16 protein-coding genes are annotated in these 17,968 nt (G+C 41.6%); 11 read left to right on the top strand and 5 right to left on the bottom strand.

Features of this window, described 5'->3' with window-relative positions:
• Both ACYFDN_RS21045 and ACYFDN_RS21040 read left to right on the top strand, forming a co-directional pair.
• A partial coding sequence (locus ACYFDN_RS21045) for an IS3 family transposase (protein ID WP_483512601.1) occupies nt 1-496 on the top strand: 496 nt, incomplete at its 5' end.
• A 1,103-nt stretch (nt 497-1,599) separates the two neighbouring features.
• Entirely contained in the window at nt 1,600-2,766 is a 1,167-nt protein-coding gene (locus ACYFDN_RS21040) for a hypothetical protein (protein WP_483512600.1), read from the top strand.
• A gap of 977 nt (nt 2,767-3,743) precedes the next feature.
• On the opposite strand, the gene ACYFDN_RS21035 is transcribed toward ACYFDN_RS21040, so the two are convergent.
• Entirely contained in the window at nt 3,744-5,033 is a 1,290-nt protein-coding gene (locus tag ACYFDN_RS21035; RefSeq protein ID WP_483512599.1) for a tyrosine-type recombinase/integrase, read from the bottom strand.
• Nucleotides 5,034-5,228: 195 nt separating this feature from the next.
• On the opposite strand from ACYFDN_RS21035, the gene ACYFDN_RS21030 reads away from it, so the two are divergent.
• The gene (locus ACYFDN_RS21030; protein WP_016401480.1) at nt 5,229-5,585 is read left to right on the top strand and encodes a YibL family ribosome-associated protein; all 357 of its coding nucleotides are present in this window, start codon (nt 5,229-5,231) and stop codon (nt 5,583-5,585) included.
• 41 nt (nt 5,586-5,626) lie between these two features.
• Here the strand turns inward: ACYFDN_RS21030 and ACYFDN_RS21025 are convergent, their stop codons facing one another.
• Genes ACYFDN_RS21025 through ACYFDN_RS21010 form a run of 4 tightly spaced genes read right to left on the bottom strand, consistent with a single transcriptional unit; the run spans nt 5,627 to nt 10,495 of the window.
• Nucleotides 5,627-7,219 carry an FG-GAP repeat domain-containing protein gene (locus ACYFDN_RS21025; protein WP_483512597.1) on the bottom strand — a complete coding sequence of 531 codons (1,593 nt, stop codon included), beginning with the start codon at nt 7,217-7,219 and terminating at the stop codon, nt 5,627-5,629.
• 60 nt (nt 7,220-7,279) lie between these two features.
• Complete coding sequence (locus ACYFDN_RS21020) at nt 7,280-7,831, bottom strand: lipid-binding SYLF domain-containing protein (protein WP_483512595.1); 552 nt, start codon at nt 7,829-7,831, stop codon at nt 7,280-7,282.
• Nucleotides 7,832-7,856: 25 nt separating this feature from the next.
• Nucleotides 7,857-9,431 (bottom strand): response regulator, encoded by a 1,575-nt coding sequence (locus ACYFDN_RS21015; RefSeq protein ID WP_152784898.1) that lies wholly within the window; start codon nt 9,429-9,431, stop codon nt 7,857-7,859.
• A 29-nt stretch (nt 9,432-9,460) separates the two neighbouring features.
• On the bottom strand, nt 9,461-10,495 hold the full coding sequence (locus tag ACYFDN_RS21010; RefSeq protein ID WP_406611380.1) for an HD-GYP domain-containing protein: 1,035 nt from the start codon (nt 10,493-10,495) through the stop codon (nt 9,461-9,463).
• 480 nt (nt 10,496-10,975) lie between these two features.
• On the opposite strand from ACYFDN_RS21010, the gene ccoN reads away from it, so the two are divergent.
• From ccoN to ACYFDN_RS20970, 8 genes are all read left to right on the top strand, one after another.
• Entirely contained in the window at nt 10,976-12,409 is a 1,434-nt protein-coding gene (gene ccoN / locus ACYFDN_RS21005; protein WP_016401486.1) for a cytochrome-c oxidase, cbb3-type subunit I, read from the top strand.
• A gap of 1 nt (nt 12,410) precedes the next feature.
• Nucleotides 12,411-13,013: a cytochrome-c oxidase, cbb3-type subunit II gene (gene ccoO / locus ACYFDN_RS21000; protein ID WP_016401487.1), complete on the top strand. Its 603-nt coding sequence runs from the start codon at nt 12,411-12,413 to the stop codon at nt 13,011-13,013.
• Between the two features lie 10 nt (nt 13,014-13,023).
• Nucleotides 13,024-13,206, top strand: a complete 183-nt coding sequence (locus tag ACYFDN_RS20995) for a cbb3-type cytochrome oxidase subunit 3 (protein ID WP_016401488.1) — start codon at nt 13,024-13,026, stop codon at nt 13,204-13,206.
• Complete coding sequence (gene ccoP / locus ACYFDN_RS20990) at nt 13,203-14,171, top strand: cytochrome-c oxidase, cbb3-type subunit III (protein ID WP_016401489.1); 969 nt, start codon at nt 13,203-13,205, stop codon at nt 14,169-14,171. The genes ACYFDN_RS20995 and ccoP overlap by 4 nt, the downstream gene beginning before the upstream one ends.
• Before the next feature lie 84 nt (nt 14,172-14,255).
• Complete coding sequence (locus ACYFDN_RS20985; protein ID WP_483512593.1) at nt 14,256-14,738, top strand: FixH family protein; 483 nt, start codon at nt 14,256-14,258, stop codon at nt 14,736-14,738.
• A complete protein-coding gene (locus ACYFDN_RS20980) occupies nt 14,728-17,115 on the top strand; it encodes a heavy metal translocating P-type ATPase (protein ID WP_483512592.1) in 2,388 nt (795 codons plus the stop codon). Before ACYFDN_RS20985 ends, ACYFDN_RS20980 begins: the two co-directional genes overlap by 11 nt.
• Nucleotides 17,112-17,285 (top strand): cbb3-type cytochrome oxidase assembly protein CcoS, encoded by a 174-nt coding sequence (gene ccoS / locus ACYFDN_RS20975; protein ID WP_016401492.1) that lies wholly within the window; start codon nt 17,112-17,114, stop codon nt 17,283-17,285. Before ACYFDN_RS20980 ends, ccoS begins: the two co-directional genes overlap by 4 nt.
• Entirely contained in the window at nt 17,269-17,934 is a 666-nt protein-coding gene (locus ACYFDN_RS20970; RefSeq protein ID WP_483512590.1) for a sulfite exporter TauE/SafE family protein, read from the top strand. The genes ccoS and ACYFDN_RS20970 overlap by 17 nt, the downstream gene beginning before the upstream one ends.
• Nucleotides 17,935-17,968: the final 34 nt, after the last annotated feature.

Here is a 17,968-nt window from a genome sequence, read left to right as displayed (position 1 = left end):
TCAATGGTGGGTCAGCGACATTACTTATATCCACACCCAGGAAGGCTTCCTATTCCTTGCAGTAGTGATGGATCTGTATGCTCGCAACATCGTTGGGTGGTCGATGGGCGAACGCATGACAGAGGACTTGGTGCTTGACGCCTTAACTGCTGCGTATTGGCGGCGAAAGCCGAACAATACAGTGAACCTACATACTGATCAGGGCTCTCAATACTCCAGCCGTAACTTTAGAAAGCTACTGACTGAATTGGGTATAAAGCCCAGTATGAGCCGCAGGGGAAACTGTTGGGATAACGCAGTAGCAGAAAGCTTCTTTAGCAACTTAAAGAAAGAAAAAGTACGCAAAACTAAGTACAAAACGAGGGATGAGGCTAGGCAAGCTATGTTCCACTATATCGAAATGTTCTACAATCCGAAGCGACGACATACTAACAATGACCGTATGTCTCCTGCTGACTTTGAGCAGCAGTATTTTGAGAACCTAGAAAGTGTCTAGGATTATCAGGCCTTACCAATCATCTAACATGAGATTGGTGCTACTAGGTTTACCTCATCTAAAATGAGATTTTCACGTTAAATCATCTAACATGAGATTTTCTATATTAAACAGGTTGTTGCGCTTTGTTTCTTTAAATAAATATATACATTTTTGTATGATTTGGCAACAGTTGGCTTTGCCCCTACATCGTTAATATGTAAGTTTAAGTTTCGTTGAAATCATTTCCGCTACTTTGAAACTACACCCCATGTGAAATGTCTCAATATCAGGTAGAGGTTAGGGTAAAGAAGATACAAAGAGTCGAGCTAACACGCTTTTGGACAGAAATCAGTTAGGTCTAGCAAACAAGGTTTTGCCCTTATTTCGGGTTAGTTCCATTACTCTAAAGGCAGCTTTGAGCGATGAGCCATCATTCAAAGCTTCTCCAGTCTAAGGCAAGCTAGGGGTAATAGCAGTCGGTTTCACTAGTGATGTTTGAACGATGCAATTGGAATTAAAGGGGCTTTATACTCGCTGCGATGTCTCTAGATATCTAGTTTAGTGGTTTACGAGCCTTCTTCAAGTTAGGCATTAAGACCTTAGTTCTTTAGCAGAAAACGGCATCTAGAGAAGGGTATACATACAATCAGCCAGAACGGGTGATGGATGTCAGTTAATAGGCACATTGAAGCGAACACGCAACAGGTCGGCCTAGCCCGTTTCATAATCAATTTGTCGTCTATACTTAAATTCGACTGGTTCAAAACGTCCTATGGAAAGGTAATCTAGGCAGCCCACAAAATACAATAGTGCTTGATGGAAAATAAATTCTTATTTGTCTATTGATGGCCCAAATACCATTGGCGATTCAATGATTTCAAAAGAGTGGTGGATTTTAACCCAGTGCAAAGTACCAAAGAAGGGAAGCCTCCTGACATCGTCAGACGAAGACGACATAACGTGAATATGTCATGTAAATTCACCGTAAGCAACGAAATGGTAGGCAGTGATCTATACGTCGATAAGCATGTTAGTTATTTGAACATTATGAACAAGAAAAGGTATAGAGTTTGAATGCGCTTTGCGCTTCCTCGAATTAATTAACTTGAAAGGATTATTACATGCTTTTACATGCGACTCTTGTGACATTCCTTGTTTGTTTTTTCATATCTGCATTGGGTGTGATGGAAATATATATATTGGAAAAGATTGGAGTGGACTTATTAAGCAGTGTTGAAGTATCTGGCGAATCAAAAAAAATATCAGGCTTAATAAAAGGCACGCTTGCTTTTGGTATTTTAGTTATACAGCCTGTCACGTTTTTTGTGTTTTTTACAAAAATGCTCAACACAATAATGCAGACAAAAGTGATCGATAAAATAAGAGAGGAGTCTCCCCTTACTGTTCGAAAATTAGAAGATAGAGAAGTTTGGCTCAGAAACAAACCAAAGGACAAGTTTGATAACAACCAGTATAAGCATAATGTAAACGAAATTTCAGTTTCAGAAGTTACTGAAGGTGGGTTTGCAGTAGGAACTGCCGACGATTTATTTGATTTAGATAAACCCCAAACATATGATGTTAAGTTTTTTATGGACAACTTAACTGTTGTGAAAGGTAGCAAAACACATCTTCGACTAATGTTTTTGTCGTCACTTTTGTTAATTGGAAATGTTTTTTATCTGAATAGCTCTTATTTATTTGTTTCAACCTTTATATTTGGTGTTGTGTGCTTTGGCATCCCGCTTTTCTGTACGCTGGTTTTAATCAGTGCGAGAGCTCGTCATAGTGAATATAAAAGGGCTCTTTTAAAGGCAAAGGAAAAAGAGGTTAAGCTCGCGGGGGGCCACAAAGAAAACAAATTTTGCGTCTACCATCAAAGTGATGATTATGAATTTATACAAAAGGTAAATCGCATGAAATTCAAATCAAACATGTCCGCGCTTAGTTTTATGAAAAAGTGGGGTGATTTATATAGCCTTCGTTCAAGTTCAGATAAGAGATGGCTCTACACTTCCCTGGTGCTTGAGACAGACGTAGAAATAAATGAGACGTTTCGTCATTTTTTCTATGGAAAGGCCTACTCTTATGACGGTTTTTGTAGAATTTTAAATAAAGAGTACAAATACAAAGTAGAAAAAAGTAGTAAGAACCTATCGCAATTTGTATCGAGGTATATGGAGAAAAGATCTGGTGATTTTCACTTTATCAGTTCAGATGACTTTTACTTCCACAGAAGAAAGTACAACTTAATCGAAAACTTCACCGCTTGGTGTCCTATATTATGATTGGTATTTATTGTTAGTTTTAATTTAATGACAAGTTGTGTTAATAAGGCTTTTTCATTTGCCATTTCACTTTTTATTCTTGAACACTTAAATGAATGTTGTTTGTCTGTAGTGGCATAGTGAGTTTGTCCATCTAATTAGAGGTGATATCATCACCATTATTAGGTAGGCAAATTTATGACAAAACGTACAAGACCAACATATTCACCTGAGTTCCGATTGGAAGTGGCTCAACAGATTGTAGATGAAGGGTGGTAAGGACTGAGGACTCTCGACACTTTCCGGGTTCTAAGAAACGGTTAACCATAACTCGAAATTGTCCAAAAATGGGTTAGGGCGGTTCAATATTAACTATTCTGCTTTTAAAGAATACCGGTAAAGATAGATATTTATCAAGTTGGTTGAACTGACTACAAAAACAACTAACGAGGACACTGTAGTTACTAGCCAGTACCCATTTATTCCGTCGGCACGAGCATAATGTCGCATGCACCTAATTTTTAATGGCTAAGACTTTCCTTTACCAATCACTTAATGAAGCTGACAAACGGAATAAAGCTTTCCAAATATGTGCTTATGCTAAATGGCAAACTAGTTTCATCTTGCTTGACTCGAACAATGGCTATAAAAAAACGAACACAGGAATTGAAAACAGAGTCAACGTTTATCAAGCGGGCACACATTTTTTGTCAGAGGGTTAATTCCTAGCGTTCTGGGAGATACGAAGGGATCCAGTACTAAAATGCTAAACTCCAACTCAACCTAAGGCGAAAGGTAGATCAAATCACTGATTTAACGCTAATTGTTTTTGACACTATATACTGGATCGATCCAGTCTTAAAATGCGATTAACACAAATACAAATTTAGAAGGGTTCCTTTATACACTCTATTTAACATAATATACATTATGCGCCTTATGGGTGAGTTTTTAGCAATCCACAGAAGTTTGCCTGTAATGCCGCGTAGAAATAGCAATTACTTTAAGTGATCCAAAGGCTTATGTTCAGCAGATTGATGGCGTTCTACGCGAGATGTGTGCAAATACTGAGACGTGGTATCAATGCTATCGTGCCCGGCATCGGCTTGTACATGTGATAATGGCCGACCCACTAAGTTTATGTCGTGTGATATTCCGGTGTGTCTAATGCTGTGTGGCGTTAGTTGGCGAATCTCGTTAGCGTCTTGCTTAAAGCCGTCTGCTTCGGCGAGTTTAGCGGCGTGCTCGATGAGCATGTAGATTTGCTCTCTTAATTGGCGAATACCAAGATTGGCATTAAGTAATCCGGAGTCTCTACCTCGGCCAGCTGCTCGGTGTCTTACAAACAATGGCGTTTTCTCATTGGGTGTTGGCAACGGCGTTAATTGTAAAAAGCGTCGATAACGTTGTAAGGCATCTAACAATTGCTTTGACACTGCAACGGTACGCTTTTTTCCACCTTTGCTACGCGGTATATAAAAGCCCCATACGGAAGTTTTAGTATCACGTTTAAACTGTCCCATAATCGGTGAAAAGCCAGGCCTTGCTGCTACTTCGGATATTCGTAAATAGCAGCTGTACATAAGGCTAACTAAAAACAAAATGCGCTCGTTTTCTTCTGGTGTTTGTTTAGCAAGTTGATTAGCTGCACTCATTACATAAGACCACTGTAAGTCACTAAAGGATTTAATGTCTTCCAGATCTTCGCCACTAATAGTGTGTTGGCTGCTAGCTTTAAATCGGCCGTTCTTCATTAAAGCCATGGCTGGGTTACGCTCTGTATATTCTTCATTAATTAGATAGGCATAGAACGAAGATAAAATCGCTAATTTGGTTTTTAAGGCTTTATCACTTATTTGATATGGCTGCTCAATACCGTCTATTTTCTTACCTAAAAAAGGCCGCCATTGTGGATTTGGCACACGTTCTTTCAGCTGTTTATCAACAACAAACTGGGCAACATTTCGATAAGCTATTAACTCTAGCGGCGGCTTGCTGCAATAGTCTAAATACTTACTTAGTACCCGTCGTGTCACCATTGATAAGGAGATTTGCTCAACAGTATAAGCCCAGTGTAAAAAGCTGGTGAGTTCGCTTCGGTAGGTTTTGTAATTGTTTTCACTATGACGCTGTTCTAACAACCAATCTACTGCGTATTCGTAAACAAATCCGGCATCGCTAACGGCGCTTAAGGTAACTTCTGCCAGATGTTGGTTAACGATAGCATTGCCATCTTCAAGATATTGAATGGAATCGAACAGAGGAATGGCTGGCGGAAGTGTTAGCATGAACTTAGTTAAGCTACTGAATAGTATTGATATTATAACCCTAAATGCAATTGCCGATAAATAGCATTATCGGCATTAAGGCAGTAAATTGTTTACTCTATAAATGTAAAACCTAAGACAAACTTACTGCTATAATAAGCGATTGGCTAACAGGCCTTGAACGATGAATGCTCGATGTGAGCCTTAGGATTTACAATGAATTTAAAAAATGAACTTCAATCAATTCACAACAAACTAGACACGGCAAAACGTAAGTTAGATGCCGCCCACGAACGTGGTGACACTGTGATGATTAATCAGTTCAATACTACAATTACTGCACTTACTAAAAAGCTTAAAAGTGTAAAAGCCCAGCAAACTAAGAAGTTAAGTCAACAAGGCGGTGACGTTAAGTCCCTTCCCTTTAGCCGCGTTCTTACAAAAACAGAACAAGCAGATATGGGTAAGTTGAAGAAGTCGGTTAAAGGTTTGGTGGTAGTACATCCAATGACAGCCTTAGGCCGTGAAATGGGCATTAAAGAAGTTACCGGATTTGCCCCAAAAGAGTTTTAATTATTTGGGCAAAGTACTAGCTTTGCCCTACTCTTTTAACGCTAATACTTAGCCACTAAGTGTGCTGGAATATGGCCTATAAACTTACCACCTTTATAGATAAGCGTGTAATTGTGAGTGGCCACTAAATCTTCATAACGCTCTGTTGTTCCATCACTAAAAGTTATTTCTGCGCTTACCTTGCTCAGCTTTCCTAAAGAAAAAACCAGAGGCAAACCGTCCCACCTTGCCCTTTGTTGATCAATGAGTTTTTCACCTTGGTATATCTTGACTATGGCATCAACCGCATAGGGGTTGGGTTGCTTATAGCGAGGGTAAATATACAGGCTGTTTTGTTGCTTTTGGCCGGTATTTAAGAACACTTGCAGCTGTTGGTTACTCGCCCCACCTATCACAATATCTTGGCGCAAATCGTTGTTTAAATCGGTAATAAATACTGGGTTAGAGTCCCAACCATTGAAGCTTAATACTTGTTTAAACTTGCCTTTCCCATCATTTTCCCACACCTTTCCATACTTTTTACGAGGATTAGAAAGTAGCAAATCTAAATCTCTGTCGTTGTCAAAATCCACTGCAAACACACGCACAAGATAAGGCGCACCGGCATTTAGCATCTTGCTTAGTGGCGAGCTTTGCTTAACAAAACCTTTGTCTGTTTGTAGGTAAACGTCGCCTTTACCTTTACCAGTTGTGATTAAGTCTTGACGCTGATCTCCGTTTAAATCTCCAACAAATATTGGCGTTGCGCATTCTGGCAGCTTGAGGCGTTTATTTGATAAAGAGTAACCTTCCTTAGTGGCTAAAAAATACCAGCCCAGGTGATCACCGCCATAGCCGCCGTGACCAGCGACGATAATGTCACTTTGCTGATCGTTATTGAGATCAATGGGTGTAAGCATAGGGCTTGGTATTGGCGAACGATTTATAAAGTGTTGGTACGTATTAGCTCGAAAAAAACGGTTCTTTTTGTTGTTGGCCTTAAAGTCTTGTTCAATTTGTTGGTATTTAGCGGGCAATAAATGATTGTCACTAGAGCTGTAGTTTTTATCGCGTTGAAATGTTTGTTGATCAGCTTGGTAGTAAAAAGCGCCCTTGCGCCCTACATCTAAGTCTAAGTAGCCATCTTTATTTATGTCTAACACCGTTTTGGGATAAGACACTGGAGAAAAGGTTTCATTAGGTGAAGCGACTTCGAATTCACCTTGCTTATTCAAGACATAAGGATTCTTTTTCTCATCAGAAAAGGCGGCTATATCAAGCCAACCGTCTCCATCAAAATCAAAAAACCATGGTTTGTCGTCGGCTCCTGGTAGCTTTTGGCTAGTGCTAAGGCTTTTAAATTCGAGAACGCCACTCGGTATTAATTGGTTAACTAAGAGCTTACCACCTGGAGTGCCGTGATGAGAGAGGTAGAGATCTACATCGCCATCGTTATCGTAGTCAAAGCCGCCTACTCCCCATGGCCACCAACCATGTGAGCCAAACTCGCCGCCTTGGGCTTTAAGTTCTTGTTTGTGCCATTGTTGTATGAGTGCATTAGCGTTAGTCGAAACGGCTTTAAACTCCAAGGCACTGGCGGCCAAACTGGTTACAAATGAAGCTACAACTAAGATAAGTGTTACAAGTTGCATCATGCTAAGCCCTTAATAAAAAAGCCAGCTTATCGCTGGCTATTTAAAGTGTAGCTGTATTTCTTAGTTTAAATCGCTGTCTTGCCAAAACTTGGTGCCTTTAATAGTGGCTTCAAGTGACAGACCCGCTTCCGTTAACTGATATATTTCTACATCACCAATTGCACCTTCGACCTCGGCTGAACCGCCTTTATCTCCAGCCGTTGCGGCGGCATCTGCCTGGGCGCCAAATAACCATCCGCTTTCTACAAATTTGTCGAAGGCTTCACGAGTTTTGAAAATAATTAAAGCCCTAAAATCTTTTACACCTAAACCAAAACCTACGCCAGCTTCGCCCATCTTCATATAGGTTTTCTTACCCGACGCATTATCCACTGCAATACCAGTTCCGCCGCCAGCGGAAATAACAAACAAATTAACGCCAACGTTACTAAATACAGCATAGCCGACACCGCTTGCCATTTTTCCAGATATATCAGGCTTTTCTTCCTTAAATTTAGCGATAGTCTCGTTGGCCGACTTATCGTATTCAGCCCGGTCTTCCTCTACACCTGCAAAGCTAAAGCTACTTATAAACAATAAGGTGACACTTAAGGCTGTGAGTAGGTTCTTCATCGTAGTTCCTCGTATTCGAATAAAACTAATTTGAGAGTGGCAGTGCCACAGTGATTGTAGTTGTATTATCTTTGTCGCTGGTACGCATACTTACTTCGCCATTTTGTGCATCGCTAAGCAAACTTACCGAGTAAGTGCCTAAGCCTGTGCCAGTATCTTTACCGGACGTGACATATTTTTCCCAAAAGTTCTCTCTTATCGCCTCGGGCACTGCTCCTACATTCTCGGTAGTAACTTCGACCTTATTGTCTACAACGCTTATTGAAACAGACACTCTGCTTCGGCTGGGCGCTGCTTCGCAGGCGTTTTTAAGCAAGTTAAAAAACAGCGAATAACTTAAGGATTCGTCTCCCAAGGCTAATACTTCGTTACCTGGATCTTCTTCTTCCGGTTCTAAGTACATAAGTAGTTGTTTGCTGCTAAAAGTTTTCCTGACTACGGTTAACATTTTTTTAAGCATTAAGTGAACAGAAAACGGTTTAGCTTTTAGCTCGAAGCGACCTTGTTCAATTTTATATAACTCGGTTGATAGGTTAATCATGTTGAGCAACTGCATAGACAATTCGTCTATCATCACTGAGCTTTCGTTAATACTAGCAGTTGCCTGACGATCGGTTTTGATTTGCTCAGCTAAGGCAACAATACCCGCAATTGGCCCTTTTAGATCGTGCCTTAGCAACTGATCGACACTATTTTTAAGCTTCTCTTTCTCTATAAGATTATCTAAGTCACTTTGTAGATGTTTATGGAGATCGACCGAACGCAGGTGATTGCGTACTCTAAGTTTAAGTAATTCCGGTTGAATAGGCTTTGTGATGTAGTCTATGGCTCCACCTTCAAGCCCTTTTGTTTGGTCGCCTATCTCTGTTAATGCGGTAACAAAAATAACCGGAATGTGTTGTGAGTTTGGATGTTGACGGAGCTTTTCTAACACTTCATAGCCATCCATTTCGGGCATCATTACATCCAGTAATATCAGATCTGGTGGCGTCTCAGAGCAACAAATCTCTAAGGCCTTTTTCCCAGTTTTAGTCAGTAGCACGCGGTAGTCATCGCGTAATAAGCCGCCTAACAATGTGAGATTTTCTGGCGTATCGTCAACGACCAATACGGTGTTTTGTTTTGATTGGGCTAAAGGCGCTGCAGCCACAGGCTCTGGTATGGGTAGTTCTTCGAGTTCGGGCTCCTCGCTATTTGCTAAGGATTGGCGGTTTCTCACATCGCCTTTTGCTGCTTGTTGTAACCTAGACTGCAACAATGCAGTGGTGAAAGGCTTAATAATAAGATCGGTTACGCCTTCGCTTATGGCTTCTGAAACTCTATCGCGCTCAGCTTCTGCGGTAATCATAATAAACGGGATGTGTCGCCATGTTTCTGATTGCCTAACTGTCTTAAGAAACTCGATGCCACTCATCACCGGCATATTCCAATCAGACAAAATTAGGTCGATATGCCGTTTCTTCAATACATTTAGCGCTTGTGCGCCGTTCTCTGCTTGTATTACTTGGCCGATGCCAAAGCGACGTAACTGCTCGTAGGTGATTTTTCTTATTGGTGCCATATCGTCTACGATTAGCACTGTGAGTTTATTCAGTTGCATGTAAAAGCGTATCCTTCGCGGCCAGCCAACTATTCTTCTAAAGACTCTTTAAATCGTTCTTTTACTTCGAGTATTTCGGGAAGTGCTTCTATAAATAATGGCACTAACTTGGGGTCGAAATGAATTCCAGCTTCACTTTCTAAAAGCTCGATGGCCTTTTCTACTGGCCAAGCATTTTTGTATGGACGTTCACAAGTGAGGGCATCAAACACATCAGCGATAGCAACAATTCGCCCTTCAATAGGAATATCTTCTCCAGCAAGCCCATTGGGGTAACCTTTGCCGTTCCATTTTTCGTGGTGGGTTAATGCTACTGTTCTAGCAAGCTCCAGTAATTCTGAACTATCACCCTCGCCGAGAATTTCACCACCAATTACTGCATGGCTTTGCATAATTTCCCATTCTTCGGCGTCTAACTTTCCTGGTTTTTGCAATACACGATCGGGAATACCAATTTTGCCTATATCGTGCATGGGTGCAGCATTCATAAGTATGTCTGCATCTCTTTCGCTCATTCCTGCGGCTAAACCAAGAATACGCGAGTAGTAACTCATGCGAATAACATGCATGCCGGTTTCATTGTCTTTGTACTCTGCGGCTCTACCTAAACGCTGAATGATTTGTAAACGGGTGGTATTAATAACGTCGGTTTGTTCTTTAACCTTCCGGTCTAACTCGCGATTTTGATTGTACAAAGCAAGTTGCGTTTTCACCCTTACTTTCACTACCGGTGGGCTTACGGGTTTTGTGATGTAATCAACAGCGCCTAGCTCTAGGCCTCTTAGTTCATCAGCGGGGCTTATTTTGGCGGTAACAAAAATAACCGGGATATGGCGAGTGCTTAAATCTTCTTTTAAACGGCGGCAAACCTCGAAGCCGTCGATGCCTGGCATCATAATATCTAGCAGTATTAAATCTGGTTTATTGGCTTTAGCAACAATCTTTAATGCCATATCGCCATTTCGTGCCACTTGCAGCTTATAATCATTTCGCAGAATGCCTGCCAATACGTCGATGTTCTCTGGTGTATCGTCCACAATGAGAACAGTGGCCCTGTTTTCCATAAAATATCCTTGTTTACCAATCCATCGATAAAAATAGCTAGTAGTAACTATAGGCTTAAAATCAACAATTTAATAACAATGACGCTTAAAAAACATGCGTTTCATTAGATATACACGAATGTTTAGACTTAAGTCTAATTAGTGCCAACACTGAGCTAAAGCGCATCGCAAAAATCTAATGTTACGTAAAGCAGATTTTTGGTTACGCGAATGTAAATTATTGGCTCATAATTGATCTAGATCAATGCGGTTTGTTTGTTGGAAAAGATTTGTTAAATATTTAGCGAAGATATGCAAATAACTAGTTTTTCAAACTGTTATTTGATCAGTCGATGAAGTATGATCGCGCCGTTAAGCTACTGCTTGTAGGCTCTATTCGTGCTAAACGTGAAAGTAGTTTAACAATTCGTTTCATGTTGTTGATGCCAATGCATCAAACTCGCTTAAACAAATAATAAATAGCAACGGAAGCATGTATTTATGAACCAAGCAGCTAGCACAGAGACTGATTACAACTACACGGTTGTTCGACAGTTCACTGTAATGACCATTGTTTGGGGTATAGTTGGCATGGGTGTTGGTGTATTAATTGCTGCGCAATTAATTTGGCCTGCACTTAACTTCGATACTCCTTGGCTAACTTATAGCCGGTTACGTCCCCTTCACACAAACGCCGTTATTTTTGCATTTGGTACCAGTGCATTAATGGCTTGTTCCTTCTACGTGGTACAGCGTACTTGTCAAACCCGATTGTTTGGTGGCCCACTCGCCTCCTTCGTATTCTGGGGTTGGAATTTGATTATCGTCTCGGCTGCGATAACACTGCCTATGGGTTTCACTACTTCAAAAGAGTATGCGGAACTAGAATGGCCAATTGGCATAGCAATCGCGATTGTATGGGTGGCTTATGGAATAGTCTTCTTTGGCACCTTGGTCAAAAGAAAAACCTCGCATATCTATGTTGCTAACTGGTTCTTTGGTGCATTCATTATTACCGTTGCTGTATTGCACATTGTTAACAATGCGGCTATTCCGCTAACAATGACTAAGTCGTACTCGATTTACGCCGGAGCTGTAGATGCAATGGTGCAGTGGTGGTACGGCCATAACGCGGTTGGCTTCCTGCTTACTGCTGGCTTCTTGGGTATGATGTACTACTTCGTACCAAAACAAGCTGGTCGCCCTGTATACAGTTACCGCTTGTCTATTGTTCACTTTTGGGCACTAGTATCTATTTACATTTGGGCCGGTCCTCACCACTTACACTACACTGCATTGCCTGATTGGGCACAGTCTTTAGGTATGGTGATGTCTCTTATCCTATTCGCTCCTTCTTGGGGTGGTATGATCAACGGTATTATGACCTTGTCTGGTGCTTGGCATAAACTTCGTTACGATCCAATTCTACGTTTCCTAATTGTTTCTTTGTCTTTCTATGGTATGTCTACCTTTGAAGGCCCAATGATGGCAATTAAAACGGTTAACGCCTTATCTCACTACACAGACTGGACTGTTGGTCACGTTCACTCTGGTGCTTTAGGTTGGGTTGCTATGGTATCAATTGGTAGTGTTTACCACCTAATACCTGTGCTATTTGGCCAAGGCCGTATGTACAGCACTAAATTAATTAACACCCACTTCTGGCTTGCGACTATTGGTGTAGTTCTTTACATCGTAGCGATGTGGATCTCTGGTGTTATGCAAGGTTTGATGTGGCGTGCGGTAAACGAAGATGGCACCTTAACATATTCATTTGTTGAGTCTCTGCAAGCTTCTTACCCGTTCTACTTTGTTCGCTTTATCGGTGGTGTGTTCTTCTTAACAGGTATGTTTGTTATGGCTTACAACGCATACAAAACCATTACTGCTGAGAAAGGCTCCCTAAAACCAATTGAACACGGACAGGAGGCATAACATGAAGCACGAGTTAATCGAAAAGAATGTTGGTTTACTGGCCATATTCATTGTTATCGCAATTAGTTTTGGTGGTTTAGTACAAATCACCCCACTAATTTTTCAACCTGAAACTACCGAACCGGTAGATGGTTTAGTGCCTTACACTGCTCTAGAAATGGAAGGTCGTGATATATACATCCGCGAAGGCTGTAGCAACTGTCATAGCCAAATGATTCGTCCATTCCGCGCAGAAACTGAACGTTATGGTCACTACTCGGTAGCTGGCGAAAGTGTTTGGGAACACCCGTTCTTATGGGGTTCTAAGCGTACTGGACCTGATCTAGCACGTGTTGGTCAACGTTATTCTGATGAATGGCATCGAGTGCACCTAATTAATCCACGCGATGTAGTACCTGAGTCAAACATGCCTGGTTTCCCTTGGTTAGAGGAAAACTTAGTAGATAGCTCATTAACAGGTAAGAAACTCGCGCTATTTAAAAACCATTTTGGCGTGCCTTATACCGATGCAGACATCGAAGGTGCAGAAGAAGCCGTTAAAGGCAAAACTGAAATGGAAGCTTTAATAGCCTACTTACAAGTGTTGGGTACAGCATTAAAATAAGGAGTTAGTTATGGACTTTGGTACATTTAGTGGCCTATATACAGCTTTCTTAATGGCGATTTTTGTAGGTATTTTTGCCTGGGCCTACAGTAAAAAACGCAAAAAGGATTTTGCTGAAGCTGCAAACTTGGTTTTTGCCGACGAGCCTGAAACTAGCCCGACAAAGGAATTTGAAGGAGCACAGAAAAAATGAGCACATTTTGGAGCGTGTGGATTACTGTAATAACCTTAGGCAGCATCGCAGGATGTTTCTTGCTGCTAAGGGCATGTAATAAGAACAACACCGGCGTAAAAGAAGGTGAATCAATGGGCCACGAGTTCGACGGAATTGAGGAGTTAAACAACCCTCTTCCGAAGTGGTGGTCTTATATGTTTATTATTACCATTGTTTTCTCGTTGGTTTATTTAGCGGCCTACCCTGGCTTAGGTAACTGGCAAGGTTTCCTTGGTTGGAAGAGCTCAGAAATGGGTATTAAGAGCATTGCAGAAGGTCAAGAGCGTGTAGCTGCTTACGACGGCAATGTTGCCAACCAATACCAAGGTGAACTTGATAAAGCTGATGCACGATTTGGTGAAGTTTTCCGTCAAGTTGCGTACAACGAGTCTGGCGAATACCGAAGCGTAGAAGAGCTTTCTGAAGATCCAGCTGCGGTTAAAATTGGTCAGCGTTTGTATCTACAAAACTGTTCGCAATGTCATGGTTCTTCGGCTCGAGGTGGCAAAGGCTTCCCTAACTTAACTGACGGTGATTGGTTATATGGTGGAAGCGGCGAAGCGATTAAAGCTAGCCTTATGCACGGTCGTCAAGGCCAAATGCCTGGTTGGGAAGCAGTATTAGGTGATGACGGTATTAAAGAAGTTACCGCCTATGTTCTAAGCTTATCTGGCCGTAAGGTAAACGATGTTGATGCCGCCAATGGTAAAAATCGTTTTGCAGTATGTGCAGCTTGTCACGGCGCTGACGGCACCGGTAATCAAACGCTTGGCGCACCAAATTTAACCAATGGCATTTGGTTATACGGTGGTTCACGCCGTGCAGTTGAAGAAACCCTTCGCTACGGCCGTAATGGTGTAATGCCAGCTTGGAAGGATATTCTAGGAGAAGATAAGATCCAGCTTATTTCCGCCTACGTATATCAGCTTTCTAAGAGCGAATAGACTTAAAATTTATAAAAAGCGACGCCTATGCGTCGCTTTTTTTTGTTATATTTAAGCCCCCCTTGTGAATGGAAGTATGCTGTTATGCAACAAGTTTGGTATAAACAATTTTGGCCGTGGTTTTTAATCGCGCTACCTATGGCTGCTGTGGTTGCAAGCCTGTTTACTTTTTATATAGCTGCTACAACCAACAACGATATGGTGGTTGAGTCTTACTATAAAAAAGGTAAAGCAATTAACGCTGACTTGTCGTTAATCGAAAAAGCTAACCAATTGGGGATCAAAGCCGCTGTAGCACCTGCTAATAATGGTTTGGTATTAGATATAGTTCTGCCTGACTCTCTAAAGAACCAACCACTTAAAATTGAACTAGCACATAAAACCCTCGCTAAAAATGACCGCAGTTATGTCGTTACTGCTGATGCAAATGGTCGCTACCGCTTTGGCGATGATTTAAATGAGTCTGGCCGCTGGTTTATTCGAATTAGTCCAATGGATGATTCCTGGAGACTGCAGGAAGAACTACAACTACCGCTTTACAACGCAGAAGAAATCGATGGCAAGTAATCAAGGCCTGTGTTTCCACTGTAACGAAGTAATTCCCAAAGGCGTAAATTTACATGTTTCAATTCTTGGCAGCTCTCAAGCGATGTGTTGCCAAGGTTGTGCTGCCGTTGCGCAAACAATTATTGAAAGTGGCTTAGAAGATTATTATCAACATAGAACAGCTGCCGCCCCAAGTGCTCAAGGGTTAGTACCAGACGCCTTGGTCAAAATGTTGGAGTATGATGACGAAAGCGTTCAGCTAGAGTTTGTTGCACAAAATGAAAACAGCAAGGAAGTTTTACTCTCTATAGAAGGGATCGCCTGTGCCGCTTGTGCTTGGTTAATCGAAAAACAATTATCACATATTCCCGGTGTTCAAAAAATTCATGTTAACTCGACCACCCAGCGAGCGACGCTGGTATGGGATGATAAGCAAGTTAGGTTAAGTCAATTACTACAAAGTATTCATAAGCTTGGCTATAACGCCAATCCCTTTCAAACAGATAAACAAGAAGAGATAGATCGAAAGCTATACCGCAGTCATTTACTTAAATTAGGTGTAGCCGGCCTAGCCACTATGCAAGTAATGATGTTTGCTATCGCCCTATATGGTGACTTGTTTGCAGACATGGAGCTTATCTATCGAGATTACTTTCGTTGGGTGAGCCTTATTATGGCAACCCCAGTATTGCTGTTCTCTGCACAGCCGTTTTATTTTGGTGCTTACCGAAGCCTTAAAGCTAAAACGCTCAATATGGATGTACCCGTTTCCATTGCATTATTAGGCGCCTATAGTGCGTCTCTTTATGCCACGATAAACGGCACCGGTGAAGTTTATTTTGAATCGGTTTCCATGTTCACATTTTTGTTGTTGCTGGGCCGGCTTCTTGAATTGCGAGCAAGACGCAAGGCCAGCGAAACCAGTTCAAATATGCTTAAGCTAGTGCCTAAGTTAGCCATGCGAATTGATGAGACCGGTCAGCAACAAAAGGTTGCGGCGAGCCAGCTTAAACAATCAGACATTATCGTGATTTTACCCGGCGAAGTAGTACCTGCCGATGGACAAGTTGTGTTTGGTGAGAGTGAATTTGATGAGTCTTCGCTTACCGGCGAATCATTGCCTATCACTAAGAAGCTAGGTGATAAGGTTTTTGCCGGTACCATTAACCATGAACAAACCGTTCATTTAGAAGTTGAAGCGGTATCTCAAAACACCTTTATTGCCAATATCATGCGTTTGCAAGAGCAGGCTCAAAGCGAAAAACCTAAGATAGCAACAATAGCCGATAGCGTAGCTCGCTACTTTGTTTTTGGTTTATTGGTGATAGCTGCACTTACCTACACCTACTGGCATTTTCACTCACCTGAAGATGCGTTCTGGATTACCTTGGCGGTTTTAGTTGCTACTTGTCCCTGCGCCTTATCTTTAGCAACCCCAGCAGCACTAACTGCAGCTACACACAAACTATCAAAAACAGGCTTATTGGTTAAACGGGGACACGTGTTAGAAAGTTTGGCCAAAGTTACGTCTGTGGTATCTGATAAAACAGGCACACTTACCGAGGGCAAGTTACAGATTAAACAAGTGAACTGCCTTGGCGATGTAAATGAGTTAACAACTCTTAATCTGATAGGAGCTTTAGAAGCACAAAGCTCCCATCCCATTGCTAATGCCTTCAGCGAATACCAGAACTACGCTGCAACTAATATTGAGCACCATACTGGCTTAGGTTTAAGTGGAGAAGTAGACGGTAAAAAGTTGAAACTAGGTAAAGCTTCTTTTTGTGGTCAAGCTGCTGAGCCAATAGCCGGAATGCTCGAGTTGGTGTTAATGGTCGAAGATAAGTTGGCTGCTAGAGTTTATCTTTCAGATACCATCAAAAAAGACGCTGTTAGTTTTTCACAGGGCTTAAAGGCTCGAAAAATTTCACTTTCAATGTTAACTGGGGATGACTCCGCGCAAGTGGAATATGTTGCAGAACAGTTACATATCACTGACATTGCTAGCGGCGCTTTACCCCAACAAAAACTCGAAGTAGTTAAAACTAAAATGCAAAACTCCCCCCACCTATTAATGCTTGGTGACGGAGTAAACGACGGCCCTGTTTTGGCCGCCGCACCGCTTTCAGTTGCTATGGGTTTGGGCACCGACATCGCTAAATCTAGTGCTGACGCTGTATTGTTAGGCAGCAAGCTTTCTACCTTGCTCACCGCCATGGATCTCGCTAAAAAGACTAAAAAGATTATTGCTCAAAACCTCGCATGGGCCTTAGGGTATAATGCCTTAATATTACCTTTAGCAGTGGCTGGAATTGTTACTCCTTATATGGCTGCTATTGGTATGTCATTATCGTCTTTAGCGGTACTCACTAATTCCTTAAGGTTAAACAAGCAATGAGTATTATATTTGTCTTGATCCCCATCGCTCTCATCTTTGTTTGTGTAGGAATTGGTATATTTTTCTGGGCTGTTAAAAGCGAACAATTTGAAGATTTAGACCGTCAAGGTATCAACATTTTGTTTGATGATAAGAACAAAACCAAACAAGACAATGATCCTACAGACTGATTTTGTAGCAGCCTTTATCACCGGTTTATTTGGCGCCACACACTGCATAGCAATGTGTGGCGGCATCGCATGCATACTAGGTTCTCGTGCTAATAACTCTTCCAATAAACTTTTAGTAAGTATCGGATTTAACCTAGGTCGGATCCTAAGCTACTCTATTGCCGGCGCTATTGTTGCTGGTTCCATACAAGCAATTAGCCAAGTTCATCAATCATTTTATATGCTCGTAGCTTTACAATGGTTCGCAGCAATAATGCTCATTTTACTGGGCATCCACCTTACTCGATGGTGGTCAATTCTCACGCCAGTAGAACAACTTGGCAAAGGCTTATGGTCAAAGGTGCAACCTAAAGCAAGTAAGATGTTGGCGCTGCAGCATCCAGCAGCCAGTTTACCATTAGGTATGTTATGGGGTTGGCTACCTTGCGGTTTGGTTTATTCAACATTGGTACTAAGTGCTAGCCAAGCACATTGGCTAAACGGAGCAGGCGTGATGTTTAGTTTTGGTTTAGGTACGTTTAGTGTAATGCTGTTAGCTGTATTACTGGGCCAGCAACTAACCAAACTAATGACAAATCGCGTATTACAGGTTTGTTCTGGACTGAGTGTTTTGAGTTTAGGGATCTACCAAGTTGTTACATTGTTGTAGCAATAGATCTAGAAAATTTATTACATAAAGAGTA

The organism is Agarivorans sp. D1326 (genome assembly GCF_056958115.1).
This window is presented reverse-complemented; position numbering and strand designations above follow the sequence as displayed.

What these genes read in the sequence shown, in the direction of transcription:
- ACYFDN_RS21040 (WP_483512600.1), top strand. Translation starts at nt 1,600, where the DNA reads ATGCTTTTACATGCGACTCTTGTGACATTCCTTGTTTGTTTTTTCATA.
- ACYFDN_RS21035 (WP_483512599.1), bottom strand. Translation starts at nt 5,033, where the DNA reads ATGCTAACACTTCCGCCAGCCATTCCTCTGTTCGATTCCATTCAATAT.
- ACYFDN_RS21030 (WP_016401480.1), top strand. Translation starts at nt 5,229, where the DNA reads ATGAATTTAAAAAATGAACTTCAATCAATTCACAACAAACTAGACACG.
- ACYFDN_RS21025 (WP_483512597.1), bottom strand. Translation starts at nt 7,219, where the DNA reads ATGATGCAACTTGTAACACTTATCTTAGTTGTAGCTTCATTTGTAACC.
- ACYFDN_RS21020 (WP_483512595.1), bottom strand. Translation starts at nt 7,831, where the DNA reads ATGAAGAACCTACTCACAGCCTTAAGTGTCACCTTATTGTTTATAAGT.
- ACYFDN_RS21015 (WP_152784898.1), bottom strand. Translation starts at nt 9,431, where the DNA reads ATGCAACTGAATAAACTCACAGTGCTAATCGTAGACGATATGGCACCA.
- ACYFDN_RS21010 (WP_406611380.1), bottom strand. Translation starts at nt 10,495, where the DNA reads ATGGAAAACAGGGCCACTGTTCTCATTGTGGACGATACACCAGAGAAC.
- ccoN (WP_016401486.1), top strand. Translation starts at nt 10,976, where the DNA reads ATGAACCAAGCAGCTAGCACAGAGACTGATTACAACTACACGGTTGTT.
- ccoO (WP_016401487.1), top strand. Translation starts at nt 12,411, where the DNA reads ATGAAGCACGAGTTAATCGAAAAGAATGTTGGTTTACTGGCCATATTC.
- ACYFDN_RS20995 (WP_016401488.1), top strand. Translation starts at nt 13,024, where the DNA reads ATGGACTTTGGTACATTTAGTGGCCTATATACAGCTTTCTTAATGGCG.
- ccoP (WP_016401489.1), top strand. Translation starts at nt 13,203, where the DNA reads ATGAGCACATTTTGGAGCGTGTGGATTACTGTAATAACCTTAGGCAGC.
- ACYFDN_RS20985 (WP_483512593.1), top strand. Translation starts at nt 14,256, where the DNA reads ATGCAACAAGTTTGGTATAAACAATTTTGGCCGTGGTTTTTAATCGCG.
- ACYFDN_RS20980 (WP_483512592.1), top strand. Translation starts at nt 14,728, where the DNA reads ATGGCAAGTAATCAAGGCCTGTGTTTCCACTGTAACGAAGTAATTCCC.
- ccoS (WP_016401492.1), top strand. Translation starts at nt 17,112, where the DNA reads ATGAGTATTATATTTGTCTTGATCCCCATCGCTCTCATCTTTGTTTGT.
- ACYFDN_RS20970 (WP_483512590.1), top strand. Translation starts at nt 17,269, where the DNA reads ATGATCCTACAGACTGATTTTGTAGCAGCCTTTATCACCGGTTTATTT.